The sequence below is a fragment of the Pseudomonas sp. UBA7530 genome, from assembly GCF_002479365.1.
In the GTDB taxonomy this organism is placed as follows: Bacteria; Pseudomonadota; Gammaproteobacteria; order Pseudomonadales; family Pseudomonadaceae; genus Aquipseudomonas.
Map to the genome: position 1 here is coordinate 666,281 of NZ_DLMS01000001.1, position 15,132 is coordinate 681,412.

Here is a 15,132-nt window from a genome sequence, read left to right on the forward strand (position 1 = left end):
AACTGACGGACTAGATGAAAAACGGCGCCCGCGGCGCCGTTGAAGGCCGAGGCAGATGCCTCAGCGAGATTGATAGTGCCGGTACAACCCCGGCGGAATGCCCGAGCTGTCAGTACCCTTCCACGGGCCACCTGCTTGCGGCGACCAGCTCCAGCCCCCGTCCCAGCGGTAGTAGATACGCTCGCGGTAATAAAGGTCCCGCGTTCCTTCGACCACATAGACACCCAGTGCCGGGTTCCAGTGGCTTTTCACGCCGGGTGGCGGTGCATAACGCGGATGCGAGGGCTGCTGCACCGGCGGCAACTGGCCAGCCGGGGTACCGGGTTGCTGCACTGGTGGCGGCTCGCCGCCCGGCGCACTCGGTTGTTGCAATACGCAACCGCTCAGGCCAAGCCCGAGCGCGCAGACCAGCACCAGGCGCTTCACTGTGCCTGCCCGTCGCGGCTGTCGATCAGCAACGTCTGCACGTCACGGGCGGTGCTGGCGACCGGGCCGGTCTGGCCGCTCCACTCGCCCTGGGTGGCATTGCCCGCGCGGGAAACCCGCGCCACCAGTTGCACCTGGTCGAATTGTGACATCTTCAGTTCCGGCATCATCGCATCCACATCCGAGAGACTGATCTGCACCGGCAGGTCGGAGACCTTCAGGCGTTTGGCCGCCAGCGGCATCGGCGGGCCGCTGAGTGCGCGGGCGAAGATGAACACGGCATCGTCCGGCTGCACGTTCTGCTGCACCTCGGGCGACAGCGACACGCTGACTTCCAGCGCATGCACCTTGGCGCTCGGCTCGGCGGCAGCGCTGGGCTGCTCGCCCTCGCCCATCTGCTGCCGGGCGCGTTCGATACCGCCGGCGATGGCCGCGCGGGACGGGTCCTGCTCCGGCAGCACCGCGACCAGACGCTCCCAGTAGCGCACTGCATCAGCATAGCGCTGACTTTCATAGGCCGCGATGCCAAGCAGGCCCAAACTGGTGACTTCTTCCGGATCGGCCTTCAACGCCTCGTCGGTGAGCGCCTGCAATTGCGCGTTCCACTGCTTGCCTTCGGCAAAATACAGCGCCTGCGCCCATTGACCGAGCAGTTCCGGGGCACGCCCAGCGATCTCCACGGCGCGCTCGAAGGCCTTGGCGGCGTCGCCGGCACGCTCCTGTGCCATGTAAGTACGGCCGAGGAAGTACCAACCTTCGGCGGAGTCCGGCTGCTGCTTGACGGTCTGTTCCAGGCGCGCTGTCATCTCCTCGATACTCTGCGGCTGCATGGCAGCCATCTGACGGGTCTGCTCGACCTGGTCGAGCGCGCCCCAATGCAGGTACAGGGCCACGCCGAGCACCGGCACCAGCAACGCCGAAACCAGCGGGATCTTGCCACCGAGCACACCACTGCGGCGCTGTACGCCTTCGGTGTCGTCGAGCAGCTCGCGCGCGGCTTCGGCGCGACCGGCCTGCATCTGCGCGTCATCAAGCACGCCGGCCTGACGCTGGGCTTCCAGCTCCTGCAGGCGCTCCTGATAGAGGGTAACGTTGAGTGCGGTACGGTCTTCTTCGGCCTGCAGCTTGCGAATGCGCAGCACCGGAATCAGCAGAAACGCCAGGGCAGTCAGCAACAGCAGCCCGGCGGGCAACCAGAAATCGATCATTGGTCTTTCTTGTCCTGAGAGGCTTGGGCGAGCAGCGCGTCGAGACGCGCCTGCTCATCAAGGGAGAGGCCAGCGGCGGAGCGATCCTTCTGCTGGCCACGGCGGCGCAGGACGATCACCCCGAGCACACCGAAGCCAATCAGCAGCAGGCCGGCCGGGCCGTACCAGAGCAGCAGCGTGCGGCTGGTCAGCGGTGGCTTGTAGAGTACGAAGTCGCCATACCGGGATACCAGAAAGTCGATGATCTCCTCGTTGCTCTTGCCCTCTTCGAGCATGCGATAGATCTCGCCGCGCAAGTCCATGGCGATCGGCGCATCGGAGTCGGCGATGTTCTGGTTCTGGCATTTCGGGCAGCGCAACTCCTCGATCAGGTTGCGATAGCGCTGGCGCTCGGCCTCGTTGGCGAACTCGAAGGTATCGATGGCGGCATGCGCGCTGGCCAACAGGCCCAACGCCAGACCGGCGGACATCAGCAAACGCTTCATGGCTGGGCCTCGTCGACCAGTTCCTGATAGATCGGCGCCAGTTTTTCGCGCCAGATGCGCTCGTCGATGGCTCCGACATACTTGTGGCGGATGATGCCCTTGGCGTCGACGAAAAAGGTCTCCGGCGCGCCATACACCCCCAGATCCAGCCCCAGGCTGCCCTTGGCATCCTCGATATTGAGCTGATAGGGGTTGTGCAGGTCACGCAGCCACTTCTGCGCCGGCTCGCGCTGATCCTTGTAGTTGATCCCGTGGATCACCACGCCGGCCTCGGCCAGCTTGTTCAGCACCGGATGCTCGTGGCGGCAGGCCGGGCACCAGGTGGCCCAGACGTTGACCAGCGCCGGCTTACCCTTGAGGTCGTCCGCGGTCAGGGTGCGCTCGGGGTTGTCCAGAGCCGGCAGGCTGAAGGCCGGGAACGGCTTGCCGATCAGCGCAGAGGGCAGCTCTGACGGATCGAGGAACAGACCGCGATAGAGGAATACGGCAATCGCCAAAAAGGCCAGCAGCGGCAACAGCAGGAGCAGGCGTCTCATGCGCTGGCCCCCTGCATGCCCAAGGCGTCGCGCACGCGGGTGCGGACCTTGATGCGGTAGCGTTTGTCGGCCGCAGCGAGGAAACCGCCAAAGCCCATCAGCAGCGCGCCGAGCCAGATCCAGCGCACGAACGGTTTGATGTGCACGCGCACCGCCCAGGCGCCCTGCTCCAGCGGCTCGCCGAGCGCGACGAAGAGGTCACGGGTGAAGCCGGCATCGATGCCCGCCTCGGTCATGGTCGCCTGCTGCACCGTATACAGGCGCTTCTCCGGGTGCAGCACCTTGATCTGCCGCTCGCCGTCGAACACGCGAATAGTACCTTTGTCGGAGATGAAGTTGGGGCCTTCGTGATGCACGGCGCCTTCGAACTGGAAGCGATAGCCAGCCAGCTCCACCGACTCGCCCAGCGCCATGCGCAGGTCGCGCTCGTAGCTGCCCAGGCTGGTCAGCACCACGCCGAGGGCGCATACGGCAAACCCCAGGTGCGCCATCTGCATGCCCCAGTAGCTGCGACCGAGACTCGGCAGTCCCTTGATCAGGCCCTTGTGGCGCGTCTTGTCGAAAATGTCACGCACGCCGCCGAGGATTACCCAGAACGCCAGCAGACAAACGGCCAGCACCGACCAGTGGAAATCACCGTGCAGGAAGGTCGCGGCTACCGCCAGCACCACGCTGGCGACCAGCACCGGCGTCAGCATGCTGCCCAGCCACTTCAGCGGCGTATCCTTCCAGCGCACCAGCACGCCGACGCTGATCACCGCCATCAGCAGCGCCATCAGCGGCAGGAACAGCGCGTTGAAGTAAGGCGGCCCGACCGACAGCTTGGCGCCGGTCAGCGCGTCGAGCACCAGCGGGTAGAGGGTGCCGAGCAGGATCATCGCCGCCGACACCACCAGCACGATGTTGTTGACCAGCAGCAGGGTTTCACGCGACCACAGGCCAAAGCCCACCTGGCTCTTGACCACCGGCGCGCGCACGGCGAACAGTGCCAGCGAACCGCCGACCACCACCAGCAGGAAGGCGAGGATGAACACGCCGCGCTCCGGGTCGGTAGCGAAGGCATGCACCGAGGTCAGCACGCCGGAACGCACCAGGAAGGTCCCCAGCAGGCTGAGCGAGAACGCGGCGATGGCCAGCAGCACCGTCCAGCTCTTGAACACGCCGCGTTTTTCCGTCACGGCCAGTGAGTGGATCAGCGCCGTACCCACCAGCCAGGGCATGAACGAGGCATTTTCCACCGGGTCCCAGAACCACCAGCCGCCCCAGCCCAGTTCGTAGTAGGCCCACCAGGAACCGAGGGCGATACCAATACCGAGGAAGGCCCAGGCGACGATGGTCCACGGCCGCGACCAGCGCGCCCAGGCGGCGTCCAGCTTGCCGCCGAGCAGTGCGGCAATGGCGAAGGCGAAGGCCACCGAGAAGCCGACGTAGCCCATGTACAGCATCGGTGGATGCACGATCAGGCCGAAGTCCTGCAGCAGCGGGTTGAGATCGCGGCCATCGGCGGGCGAGTTCGGTAGCAGGCGCTCGAATGGGTTGGAGGTGACGATCAAAAACAGCAGGAAGCCAACGCTGATCATGCCCATCACCGCCAGCACGCGGGCGAGCATCTCTTCCGGCAGGTGGCGCGAGAAGATCGCCACGGCGAAGGTCCAGCCAGCCAGAATCAAGGCCCACAGCAGCAGGGAGCCTTCGTGAGCGCCCCATACCGCGCTGAACTTGTAGTACCAGGGCAGCGCGCTGTTGGAGTTGTTGGCCACGTAGGCGACGGAGAAGTCGTCGACCATAAAGGCATAGGTCAGGCACAGGAAGGAGAACAGCAGGAAAGCGAACTGACCCCAGGCGGCCGGCTGCGCCAGGCTCATCCACTGGTGGTCACCGCGCCAGGCACCGATCAGCGGCAGCGTCGCCTGTACCAGGCACAGGCACAGCGCCAGGATCATCGCCAGGTGGCCGAGCTCGGGAATCATTGCGTGCTCTCCTGCTTGTAGCCACCTTGCTTGGCGGCTTTGGCCTCATCGTGCTTTTGCATCATCCCGCTCTTTTCCAGCGCCTGCATGACTTCAGGCGGCATGTAGTTCTCGTCGTGCTTGGCCAGTACCTCGTCGGCCACCAGCACGCCCTGTTCATTGACGCGGCCCAGGGCAACGATGCCCTGCCCCTCACGGAACAGGTCCGGAAGGATGCCGCTGTAGCGGATGGTCACGCCATGGGCGCCGTCGGTGACGACGAAGTCCACTTCCAGCGAATCGGCCGAGCGCTTCACCGACCCTTCCTCCACCAGACCACCGGCACGAATGCGGGTATCGACCGGCGCCTCGCCATTGGCGATCTGGCTCGGGGTGTAGAACAGGTTGATATTCTCCTGCAGCGCGGTCAGCGCCAGCGCGACGGCGATGCTGACGCCACAGAGGATGGCCAGAACGATGTACAGGCGTTTCTTGCGAACCGGATTCACTTCGACTTCTCCCGGCGCAAACGGCGCGCCTCGTCTTGCAGGTAACGGCGGCGAGCCAGAATCGGCAGCACCACATTCAACGCCAGAATCGCCAGGCTGATGCCGTAGGCGCTCCAGACGTAGGGGCCATGGGTACCCATGGCGAGAAATTCGGAAAAGGACGAAAAGCTCATGCCTTGCCCTCCACCAGGTTCTGCACTTCGGCTTTCACCCAGCTGCTGCGCGATTCACGCTTGAGGACTTCCAGGCGCATGCGATACAGCAGCACGGCGCCGAAGAAGCAGTAAAAACCCAGCACCGCCAGCAGCAGCGGCAGCCACATCTCCACCGGCATCGCCGGTTTTTCGGTGACCTTGAAGGTGGCGGTCTGGTGCAGCGAGTTCCACCACTCCACCGAGTACTTGATGATCGGGATGTTGATCACGCCGACGATGGCCAACACGGCGCAGGCCTTGGCGGCGCTGTCGCGGTTGCTGATGGCGTTGCCCAGGGCGATCACGCCGAAGTAGAGAAACAGCAGAATCAGCATCGAGGTCAGGCGTGCGTCCCAGACCCAGTAGGTGCCCCAGGTCGGCTTACCCCAGATGGCCCCGGTGAGCAGCGCGATGGCGGTCATCCAGGCGCCGATGGGCGCCGCCTGCTGCAGGGCGACGTCGGCCAGCTTCATTTTCCACACCAGGCCAACCAGGCCGGCGATGGCCAGCGTCACGTATATCGATTGGGCCAGGAACGCGGCCGGAACGTGGATGTAGATGATGCGAAAGCTGTTGCCCTGCTGGTAGTCCGGCGGCGCGAAGGCCAGGCCCCAGACCAGGCCGGAGACGGTCAGCAACACGGCAGCGATGCTGAGCCAGGGCAGCCAGCGGCCACTCATCTCATAGAACCACTTGGGCGAACCCCATTTGTGAAACCACGTCCAGTTCATGCTCGACTCATCATTCAGGCCTGACTCGACTGTTGTCGGCCAGGTATCACGGTTCTTTTCTTATTCACCGACACTGATGGTCAGGCCGGCGGCAATCGCAAACGGTGTCAGGGTCACCGCCAGGGCGGTGAGGCTCGCCAGCCACAACAGGTGGCCGGTCGCCGGCAATCCTTGCAGGGCCGCCTGCAATGCTCCGCTGCCGAGAATCAGCACCGGGATGTACAGCGGCAGAATCAGCAGTGCCAGCAGCAGGCCGCCACGCTTGAGACCAACGGTAAGCGCCGCGCCTACCGCGCCGAGCAGGCTCAACACCGGGGTGCCGAGCAGCAGGGAGATCAGCAGGACCGGCAGGCAACGCCCGGGCAGACCGAGCATCAGCGCCAGCACAGGCGCCAGCAAAACCAGCGCCAGACCGCTGAATAGCCAGTGTGCCAGCACCTTGGCCAACACCAGAAGAGGCAGGGGGTGCGACGAAAGGACCCACTGCTCCAGCGAGCCGTCCTCGAAATCACTGCGGAAAAGCCCGTCCAGCGAGAGCAGCACGGCCAAAAGCGCTGCCACCCAGACCAGGCCTGGGGAAAGGGTTTGCAACAATTGCGTCTCCGGCCCTACCGCCAGTGGGAACAGCGCGATGACGATGGCGAAGAACACCAGCGGGTTGGCCAGATCGGACGGACGGCGGGCGAGCAGACGCATTTCGCGCGAAAGCAGCTGTGTGAAGACGTTGCTCATGCGGCGTACTGCCCCAGATCCAGATCGCGATAGGTCGCCGGTGTGTGTTGCAGGCTGTGGTGGGTGGTCAGCACCACCACGCCACCGCGCTCGCAGTGGCCGGCCAGGTGCGCTTCGAGTTGCGCCACGCCATTCTTGTCCAGCGCGGTGAAGGGCTCATCGAGCACCCACAGCGGCGGCGTATCCTCCAGATACAGGCGCGCCAGGGCCACACGCCGCTGCTGGCCGGCCGACAGGGTATGACAGGGAACGTCCTCGAAACCACGCAGGCCGACCGCTTCCAGCGCCTGCCAGATCGCCTCGCGGCTCGCTGGGCGATGCAGCGCGCAGAGCCAGGCCAGGTTCTCTTCGGCGCTCAAAAGGCCCTTGATACCGGCTGCATGGCCGATCCACAGAAGATTGCGCGCCAGCTCGCTACGCTGCTCGGCCAGAGCCTGGCCCTGCAGGAGAATGTCGCCGGCGGTCGGTTGACGCAGCCCGGCGATCAGACGCAACAGGCTGGTCTTGCCGCTGCCATTGGGACCGCTGATCTGCAGCATGTCGCCTGGTTGCAGGGCGAAATGCAGCTGTTCGAAGAGCATGCGCCAGTCCCGCTCACAGCTGAGCGCCACGGCTTCGAGAAGGGGAACAGGACGGGTCATCGATACCTGACAGGGCTAAAGTCGACGGTGCTCCGGCCGCTATACTGACGCGAGCCGGAAGTGCGATGCGCAGCGGGCCGGCATTATACATGGCGCATCACTGTCCCCGCAGTCAGCATTTTCGACAGGGTGTTAATCGCGTAGGGTGTGCCATACGCACCAGCAGTTGAAACCGATACGCATGGCGCCCCCGACAGCACCTGCAAAGGACGGAGCCTCAGCAAAGCCCATGAGCGAAATCAGCGGCCCACGCCCGCTCCCCCCCTCCCTGCCGGTGATTCGCAACGCTGCGACCGCTGCCGACATGGCCGTGCGCCTGCTGCAGCCGCTGGAAGGCATGCTGGCAGCCGGCGAAAGCGCCAAGGCCGAAGTGGTCGCGGTTCGCGAGCATGCGCAGAGCTTCCAGCTGCTGCTGAAACTCACCCTCGAAGGCGGCAAGCAGGCGACGCTGCAGGCCGAGAGCCCCAGGCCACTGGCTCAGGGCAGCGCGCTGATGGTCACCGCACTGTCCGACACCCGCCTGGCGTTGGCCCTGCAGGCAGGCGGCGACAAACCGCTGACCAGCCTCGATCTGCAGCAACTGCCGCCCGGCACTCTGGTCCAGGGCAAAGTCGTCAGCCGCGACGTTTTGCCGCCACAGGGCACGCAGACGGTCTATCGCCTGGTTGTGAATCTGCTCAACACCCCGCTTGCCGGTAACCAACTGGCACTCGACAGCCCGCTGCCACTGCCGCTCGGCAGCCTGCTCAGTGCCCAGGTCCAGGGCAGCCAGAGCCTCGCCTTCCTGCCGCTCAGCGGTCGTCTCGATCAGCTGGTACTGGGTCAGCAACTGGCTGCACAGCAAAACCGCCAGGCTTCGCTGGAGGGCTTGTTCAAGGGCCTGCAGAACCTGAGCGGCGGCGATGAAGCACTGCGCGGCAGCATCGACAAACTGCTCGGTGCGCTGCCCGACAGCACCCAGCTGAGCACTGCCAAGGGCCTGGCGCAGGCACTGGAAAGCAGCGGCGTGCTGCTCGAAGCCAAGCTGCTGCAGGGCCAGACCGGCGCCTTGCAGCAGGACCTGAAAGCCAACCTGCTGCGCCTGATTGCCCAACTCATGCCGCAACTGCCTGGTGGTGCCAGTACCCTCGCCGGCCTGCAGAATGCGCTCAACCAGAACCTGCCCAACCTCGCCCGGCAACTGCTCGGCGTGAATGCGGCAGGCTCGTCGCGACAGCAGGCACTGACCTTTCCCCTGCCCTCGCGCCTGCTGCAGAACTTGGATGGCGAGGCCGACCTGGAAACCCTGCTGAAACTCGCCGCGGCGGCCGTTTCACGACTGCAGACCCACCAGCTGTCGAGCCTGGCGCAAACCCAGGTCGATGCCAACGGTAATGTGCTGACCACCTGGCAGCTGGAGCTGCCCATGCGCCATCAGCAGGAAGTGATTCCCCTGCAAGTCAAATTGCAGCGCGAGGACAGCGGCAAGCCAGAGAAAACAGAGCAGAAGGAAACGCTCTGGCGCGTGGAGCTGGCCTTCGAACTCGATCATCTCGGCCCGTTGCAGGTGCGCGCGCAACTGCTGCGTGGCAGCCTGTCCAGCCAGTTGTGGGCGGAGCGTGCCGAGACCACCCACCTGATCAATGCCGAACTTGACCACCTGCGTGAACGCCTGCTGGCCGCCGGGCTGGAAGTCGGAGAGCTGGCCTGCAGCCAGGGCATGCCACCGCAGGGACCGAAGACCTCGCTGGAACAACGCTGGGTGGATGAAACCGCATGAGCCGCAAGCAGCAACCCGAAGCCCGACAGGCCATTGCCCTCAATTACGATGGGCAGAATGCGCCAGTGCTCAGTGCCAAGGGTGATGACGAACTGGCCGAAGCCATCCTCGCCATCGCCCGCGAGTACGAAGTGCCGATCTACGAGAATGCCGAACTGGTGCGTTTGTTGGCACGCCTGGAGTTGGGCGACGCGATTCCCGAAGCGTTGTATCGCTGCATCGCCGAGATCATCGCCTTCGCCTGGTACCTGCAGGGCAAGACCCCGCCCGGCTTCGAGGCAGACGCGCAACGCGACGTCACCCCGCCACTGCGTCAGCTCAAGGGGCCTTCGACCTGAGCACCCGCGCAGGCCATTGACGGTCACGCCCGCGAAGGCGTCGGTCCAGGAACGACGATTGATCGGGAGTATTCACGCCAGCGTTGCACTCAAGCGATAAGCGCTACTGTGCCTGGCCCGACCGGGGCTTGTGCAGACGACTGATCAGCTCCGCCTCGGCCTTGCTCAGGCCGCAGGATTGGGTCAGGTCCTGGACGCTGGCGCCCATGCCCACCAGGCGCGCCGCCTGAGTGAAGGACAGGCTGCTGGGGTCGCGCTGCTCGATCTGGCTGACCTTGTCCGGCAGCGGTGCCACCACACGGCGCAGCTCGTGTAGCTCCTCGCCCATGCGAATGCTGCCGGTCAGGTAGGTATCGAGGCGCTTGCTCAGCTCCTTGATCCGCGCATCGCGCGCGGCGTCACGCTTGGCCTGCTCGGCCAGCAGGCGCTGCTGGTTGCGATACAGGCCATTGCAGGCGATGCCCAGTGCCACGCATAGCAAGGCCACGAAGGCCAGGGCCGCAGCGAGCATGGCAAACTCGGACATGGCTCAGATGCTCTCCAGCTCCGACCACTCTTCTTCGGACATCATCTTGTCCAGCTCGACCAGGATCAGCAGCTCGCCGTTCTTGTTGCACACGCCCTGGATGAACTTGGCCGACTCGTCGTTACCCACGTTCGGTGCGGTCTCGATCTCGGACTGGCGCAGGTAGACCACTTCGGCCACGCTGTCGACCAGAATGCCGACCACTTGCTTGTCCGCTTCGATGATGACGATACGGGTGTTGTCGGTCACCGGCGCCGACCCCAGACCGAAACGCTGGCGGGTATCGATCACGGTCACAACATTGCCGCGCAGGTTGATGATGCCCAGCACGTAGCTCGGTGCCCCCGGCACCGGGGCGATCTCGGTGTAGCGCAGAACTTCCTGCACCTGCATCACGTTGATGCCATAGGTCTCGTTGTCCAGGCGAAAGGTCACCCACTGCAGAATCGGATCTTCGGCACCTTGTGCAGAACTTTTCTTCATGTCCCTAGCCTCGTCAAAAACCGCTCAGTGCGGCATGTGCGGGTCGACCCGCTTGTCATCAACTATAGAGCCCGTTGGCACGGGCCCACCAATTCTCAATGCACTTTTCCGCCATTCAGGCGTTTCGCCGCACCGCTGGCGATCAGCTCGGCCAGCGCCGCCACGTCGAGCAGCGCGCACATGTGCTCGATCACCGTACCGGCCAACCACGGCCGCTGGGTACGCTGACTGCGCCACTTGACCTCGCTGGGGTCCAGGCGAATCGAGCGGCTGACCTGATGCACCGCCAGCCCCCACTCGTAGCCCTGCACGGAAATCACGTACTGGAGGCCTTCGCGGAAGTCCTCACGATACCGATCCGGCATCACCCAACGCGCCGTGTCCAGGACCTTCAGGTTACCGGCCTGGCTCGGCAGGATGCCCAGGAACCAATCCGGCTGACCGAACAGCGGCGTCAGCTCCTGGCCTTCGAGCGGATAGATCGAGCCCAGGCAAATCAGCGGCACGGCCAGGGTCAACCCGGCAACGTCGAACAACAGACACTCGAAGGGTTCCTCGGCCCAGGCCGGACGACCATCGGCCAGCAACGCAGCCGGCTGCGGCGCCAGCTCGGCAAGGATGGCAACTTCCGGCGGTGCCTCTTCGATCACCGGCGCCTGTACCGGCGCCAGCAACTCCACCGGCGCGACGGCCGCCTTAACCTGCGGCTCGACCACCACAGCGAGCGCAACCGGCGCAACGACCGGAGCAACCGGCTCGACCAGCCGGGCATCGCGTACCTGCTCCTCGAGCACCGCAGCCTCGAACTCGTCAAGGCTGACGGACATCTCCAGCTCGGCAGCAGCGTCCTGAAGCAACCCATCAAGGTAGGACTGCAGGGCCAGCTGGGAACGTGTGGCGGTGGCGAGGTTACGACTCATGACAGGAACCCGGGATAAGATCTTGACAGCCTATCGGCCGCAGCCTGCTGCGACTTGAGTGACGCAGTTCAACACAGACGCTCATTTCAAGCCACCTGCGCCGCCGGCTGGTGACTGAGCAGGTGCTTGAGCAGCGCCCGATAGGCGATCACGCCACGGCTGTTGGCATCGAACTGCGAAGGCGTACGCCCTGCCCGGCTGGCATCGCGCAAGCGCGTATCGACCGGAATGTAGGCCTGCCACAGGTGTTCGGGATAGGTGTTGCGCAGCACCCGCAGCGTGCTCATCGACGCCTGGGTCCGACGATCGAACAGCGTCGGCACGATGGTGTAAGGCAGCGCCTGCTTGCGCGAGCGGTTGATCATAGCCAGCGTGGTGATCATGCGCTCCAGACCTTTGACCGCGAGGAACTCGGTCTGCACCGGGATCGCCAACTGCTGGCTGGCCGCCAGGGCATTGACCATCAGGACGCCGAGCAATGGCGGGCTGTCGATGATGGCGTGATCGAAATCCTCCCACAGCTGCGCCAGGCTCTTGGCGATTACCAGCCCCAGGCCGTTCTGTCCCGGCGACTGGCGCTCGAGCGTAGCCAGCGCGGTGCTCGACGGCAGCAGCGAGATATTCTCGTGGCTGGTGCCGTGCAACAGCTGCTTGGGCAGGCCTTGTGGCACATTGCCCTGGTGCAGGAACAGATCGAAGCAACTGTGCTCCAGCGTATCGGGGTCATGGCCGAAATAACTGGTCATCGACCCATGCGGGTCGAGATCGACGACGATCACGCGCTTGCCGGCGTCGGCCAACAGGCCCGCCAGCGCGATGGAGGTGGTGGTCTTGCCGACCCCGCCCTTCTGATTGGCTACTGCCCAGACTTTCATCTTCTCTCATCCTCCCGGCAAGAGGCGCTCAGGCCGAGAATGGCTGTCGCACGCACGCAGCAGGCGACTGGGATTTGACGGCTCACGACTGTGGAACCCCCGACGCAGAGGCCGGTGCAGGTTGCGTGCCAGCCTCGGACTGCTGGGTTGCGGCGCTGCTAGCGCCACGTCGCGTGTCGAGGTTGCGGGAAATCACCAGCACGACCCGACGGTTTCGCCCCCTGCCCTCTGCGGTGGCATTGTCGGCCACCGGCTGAAATTCGCCATAACCCACTGCGGCCAGACGCGAAGGATCGACGCCATCCATGGCCAGCATACGCACGATGCTCGACGCACGCGCCGAAGACAGCTCCCAGTTGGTCGGATACTGGGGCGTCTGGATCGGCAGGTTATCGGTGAAACCTTCGACCTTGACCGGGTTCTGGTACGGCGCCAGGATTTTGGCGACCTTCTCGATAATGTCGAATGCCTGGTTGTTCGGAATCGCGTCGCCGCTGGGAAACAGCAGGCTGGAGCTGAGCTCGATCTCGATCCACATCTCGTTGCCGCGTACGGTCAGCTGATCGCTCTGGATCAGATCACCAAAGGCCTCACGCACGCTGGAGGCGATGCTCTGCAAGTTCGAGTCCGAACTCGGGTCGTCCACCGCGGTGTTGTCCGGCTCGCTGGTACGCGGCCGTTCCTCACCGACCGGAATCGGCTTGATCGAGCGATCCGGCTGGTTGAATACGCCGGTTAGCGACTCCGAGAGGATCTTGTACTTGCCTTCGTTGATCGAAGAGATCGAATACATCACCACGAAGAAGGCGAAGAGCAAGGTGATGAAATCGGCGTAGGACACCAGCCAGCGCTCGTGATTCTCGTGCTCTTCATGTTGCCGCCTGCGCGCCATGCCATGCCTCCATCAGTCCATGAAGCCTTGCAGCTTCAGTTCGATGGAGCGCGGGTTCTCACCCTCGGCGATGGACAGGATGCCTTCGAGGAGCATCTCGCGGTAACGCGACTGGCGCAGCGCGATGGACTTGAGCTTGTTACCAGCCGGCAACAGCAACAGGTTGGCGAAGCCGACGCCGTAGATTGTAGCGACGAACGCCACGGCAATACCGCTGCCGAGCATGCTCGGATCGGCCAGGTTGCCCATCACGTGAATCAGGCCCATCACGGCACCTATGATGCCGATGGTCGGCGCGTAGCCGCCCATGCTCTCGAATACCTTGGCGGCCTGTATATCACGCGCTTCCTGGGTGTAAAGATCGACCTCCAGAATGCTGCGAATGGACTCGGGCTCGGCGCCATCGACTAGCAACTGCAAGCCTTTGCGCGCATAGGGGTCCGGCTCGGCATCGGCCACGGATTCCAGGCCCAGCAGGCCCTCCTTGCGCGCCACCATGCTCCAGCCAACCACGCGGTTGATGCCACCGATCAGGTCGATACGCGGTGGAAAGAAGATCCAGCGCAGGATACCCATGGCACGCTTGAACACCTGCACGGGCGCTTGCAGGAAAGCCGCACCCAGCGTACCGCCGATGACGATCAGCGCGGCCGGGCCGTTGAGCAACGCCCCGGCGTTACCGCCTTCCAGATAATTGCCGCCCAGAATGGCAACGAACGCCAGGATGACGCCGATTAGGCTCAGTACATCCATACGCATGTTCCCGGCTTAAGCATCGTCACTGGCAGGCCTCGGTCAGATGCCGGCCGATATCGTCCAGGCCGTAGACCGCATCGGCCAGGTTGGCCTTGACCACCGCCATGGGCATGCCATAGATCACGCAGCTCGCCTCGTCCTGCGCCCACACCTGGCTGCCGCCCTGCTTGAGCAGGCGTGCGCCCTCACGGCCATCGGCCCCCATGCCGGTCAGCACCACCGCCAGCACCTTGTCGCCATAGGACTTGGCTGCAGAACCGAAGGTGATATCGACGCAGGGCTTGTAGTTGAGGCGCTCGTCGCCCGGCAGGATTTTCACCGCGCCGCGCGCATCCACCATCATCTGCTTACCGCCTGGCGCCAGCAGCGCCAGGCCGGGACGCAGGATATCGCCGTCCTCGGCTTCCTTAACCTGGATGCGGCACAGCTTGTCCAGGCGTTCGGCGAAAGCCTTGGTGAAGGCAGCCGGCATGTGCTGGATCAGCACCAACGGCGCCGGGAAATTAGCCGGCAACTGGGTCAGTACGCGCTGCAACGCCACCGGGCCACCTGTGGACGTGCCGATGGCCACCAGCTTGTAAGCCTTGCGCTTGGGCGCAGACGAAACCGCTGCACCACCAGTACGTGCAGGAGCTGCGGGAGCAGGAGCCGGTGCCGCAGGTCGCGTCGAAACGGCCGGACGGCTAATCGGCGCCGCGCTCGGACTGGCCGCAGTCGGCGCCGGAGCCACCGCAGCCGAGCTGAAACGACGGTTGCTGCGCGCGATGCTGTGCACCTTCTCGCAGAGCATCTGCTTGACCTTCTCGGGGTTGCGCGAGATGTCTTCGAAGTTCTTCGGCAGGAAATCCACTGCGCCGGCGTCCAGCGCATCGAGGGTCACCCGCGCGCCTTCATGGGTCAGCGAGGAGAACATCAGTACCGGCGTCGGGCAGCGCTGCATGATGTTTCGCACCGCGGTGATGCCGTCCATCATCGGCATCTCGTAATCCATGGTGATCACGTCCGGCTTGAGCGCCAACGCCTGATCGATGGCTTCACGCCCGTTGGTGGCCGTGCCCACGACCTGAATGCTGGGGTCAGCAGACAGGATTTCCGAGACGCGCCGGCGGAAGAAACCGGAGTCGTCCACCACCAGAACCTTAACAGCCATACACACTCCTAGACGGCGCGAA

The 15,132-nt window shown here is 64.4% G+C and carries 19 protein-coding genes; 2 read left to right on the forward strand and 17 right to left on the reverse strand.

Annotated elements, in window-relative coordinates:
* Window positions 1-60: 60 nt before the first annotated feature.
* The 10 genes from B2U07_RS03150 to ccmA are packed head-to-tail and all read right to left on the reverse strand — an operon-like array spanning window position 61 to window position 7,411.
* Window positions 61-426 (reverse strand): hypothetical protein, encoded by a 366-nt coding sequence (locus B2U07_RS03150; RefSeq protein WP_296275741.1) that lies wholly within the window; start codon window positions 424-426, stop codon window positions 61-63.
* On the reverse strand, window positions 423-1,634 hold the full coding sequence (ccmI, locus tag B2U07_RS03155) for a c-type cytochrome biogenesis protein CcmI (RefSeq protein WP_296275743.1): 1,212 nt from the start codon (window positions 1,632-1,634) through the stop codon (window positions 423-425). The genes B2U07_RS03150 and ccmI overlap by 4 nt, the downstream gene beginning before the upstream one ends.
* Window positions 1,631-2,119, reverse strand: a complete 489-nt coding sequence (locus B2U07_RS03160; RefSeq protein ID WP_013715017.1) for a cytochrome c-type biogenesis protein — start codon at window positions 2,117-2,119, stop codon at window positions 1,631-1,633. Before B2U07_RS03160 ends, ccmI begins: the two co-directional genes overlap by 4 nt.
* Entirely contained in the window at window positions 2,116-2,655 is a 540-nt protein-coding gene (locus B2U07_RS03165) for a DsbE family thiol:disulfide interchange protein (protein WP_296275746.1), read from the reverse strand. The genes B2U07_RS03160 and B2U07_RS03165 overlap by 4 nt, the downstream gene beginning before the upstream one ends.
* Window positions 2,652-4,625, reverse strand: coding sequence for a heme lyase CcmF/NrfE family subunit (locus B2U07_RS03170; RefSeq protein ID WP_296275748.1), 1,974 nt, complete (start codon window positions 4,623-4,625; stop codon window positions 2,652-2,654). The genes B2U07_RS03165 and B2U07_RS03170 overlap by 4 nt, the downstream gene beginning before the upstream one ends.
* Complete coding sequence (ccmE, locus tag B2U07_RS03175; protein ID WP_296275751.1) at window positions 4,622-5,113, reverse strand: cytochrome c maturation protein CcmE; 492 nt, start codon at window positions 5,111-5,113, stop codon at window positions 4,622-4,624. The genes B2U07_RS03170 and ccmE overlap by 4 nt, the downstream gene beginning before the upstream one ends.
* A complete protein-coding gene (ccmD, locus tag B2U07_RS03180) occupies window positions 5,110-5,286 on the reverse strand; it encodes a heme exporter protein CcmD (protein ID WP_079783423.1) in 177 nt (58 codons plus the stop codon). Before ccmD ends, ccmE begins: the two co-directional genes overlap by 4 nt.
* The gene (locus tag B2U07_RS03185; protein ID WP_197858217.1) at window positions 5,283-6,038 is read right to left on the reverse strand and encodes a heme ABC transporter permease; all 756 of its coding nucleotides are present in this window, start codon (window positions 6,036-6,038) and stop codon (window positions 5,283-5,285) included. The genes ccmD and B2U07_RS03185 overlap by 4 nt, the downstream gene beginning before the upstream one ends.
* A 60-nt stretch (window positions 6,039-6,098) precedes the next feature.
* Complete coding sequence (gene ccmB, locus B2U07_RS03190; RefSeq protein ID WP_013715011.1) at window positions 6,099-6,770, reverse strand: heme exporter protein CcmB; 672 nt, start codon at window positions 6,768-6,770, stop codon at window positions 6,099-6,101.
* A complete protein-coding gene (gene ccmA / locus B2U07_RS03195; protein WP_296275753.1) occupies window positions 6,767-7,411 on the reverse strand; it encodes a cytochrome c biogenesis heme-transporting ATPase CcmA in 645 nt (214 codons plus the stop codon). The genes ccmB and ccmA overlap by 4 nt, the downstream gene beginning before the upstream one ends.
* Window positions 7,412-7,640: 229 nt before the next feature.
* Here ccmA and B2U07_RS03200 point away from each other — a divergent pair, with 229 nt between their 5' ends.
* Entirely contained in the window at window positions 7,641-9,170 is a 1,530-nt protein-coding gene (locus B2U07_RS03200; protein WP_296275755.1) for a flagellar hook-length control protein FliK, read from the forward strand.
* On the forward strand, window positions 9,167-9,508 hold the full coding sequence (locus B2U07_RS03205) for an EscU/YscU/HrcU family type III secretion system export apparatus switch protein (protein ID WP_296275757.1): 342 nt from the start codon (window positions 9,167-9,169) through the stop codon (window positions 9,506-9,508). The genes B2U07_RS03200 and B2U07_RS03205 overlap by 4 nt, the downstream gene beginning before the upstream one ends.
* 103 nt (window positions 9,509-9,611) lie before the next feature.
* Here B2U07_RS03205 and B2U07_RS03210 read toward each other — a convergent pair whose 3' ends face one another.
* The 7 genes from B2U07_RS03210 to B2U07_RS03240 form a co-directional block, all read right to left on the reverse strand.
* Window positions 9,612-10,034 (reverse strand): DUF2802 domain-containing protein, encoded by a 423-nt coding sequence (locus B2U07_RS03210; protein WP_296275759.1) that lies wholly within the window; start codon window positions 10,032-10,034, stop codon window positions 9,612-9,614.
* A gap of 3 nt (window positions 10,035-10,037) precedes the next feature.
* Window positions 10,038-10,517 (reverse strand): chemotaxis protein CheW, encoded by a 480-nt coding sequence (locus tag B2U07_RS03215; protein WP_003243242.1) that lies wholly within the window; start codon window positions 10,515-10,517, stop codon window positions 10,038-10,040.
* Between the two features lie 95 nt (window positions 10,518-10,612).
* Entirely contained in the window at window positions 10,613-11,437 is an 825-nt protein-coding gene (locus B2U07_RS03220) for a CheW domain-containing protein (protein WP_296275760.1), read from the reverse strand.
* A gap of 86 nt (window positions 11,438-11,523) precedes the next feature.
* The gene (locus B2U07_RS03225; protein ID WP_275544703.1) at window positions 11,524-12,312 is read right to left on the reverse strand and encodes a ParA family protein; all 789 of its coding nucleotides are present in this window, start codon (window positions 12,310-12,312) and stop codon (window positions 11,524-11,526) included.
* 82 nt (window positions 12,313-12,394) lie between these two features.
* A complete protein-coding gene (gene motD / locus B2U07_RS03230) occupies window positions 12,395-13,204 on the reverse strand; it encodes a flagellar motor protein MotD (protein WP_296275762.1) in 810 nt (269 codons plus the stop codon).
* Window positions 13,205-13,216: 12 nt separating this feature from the next.
* The gene (locus B2U07_RS03235; protein WP_013715003.1) at window positions 13,217-13,957 is read right to left on the reverse strand and encodes a flagellar motor protein; all 741 of its coding nucleotides are present in this window, start codon (window positions 13,955-13,957) and stop codon (window positions 13,217-13,219) included.
* 25 nt (window positions 13,958-13,982) lie between these two features.
* Entirely contained in the window at window positions 13,983-15,110 is a 1,128-nt protein-coding gene (locus B2U07_RS03240) for a protein-glutamate methylesterase/protein-glutamine glutaminase (protein ID WP_275544701.1), read from the reverse strand.
* Window positions 15,111-15,132 lie beyond the last annotated feature (22 nt).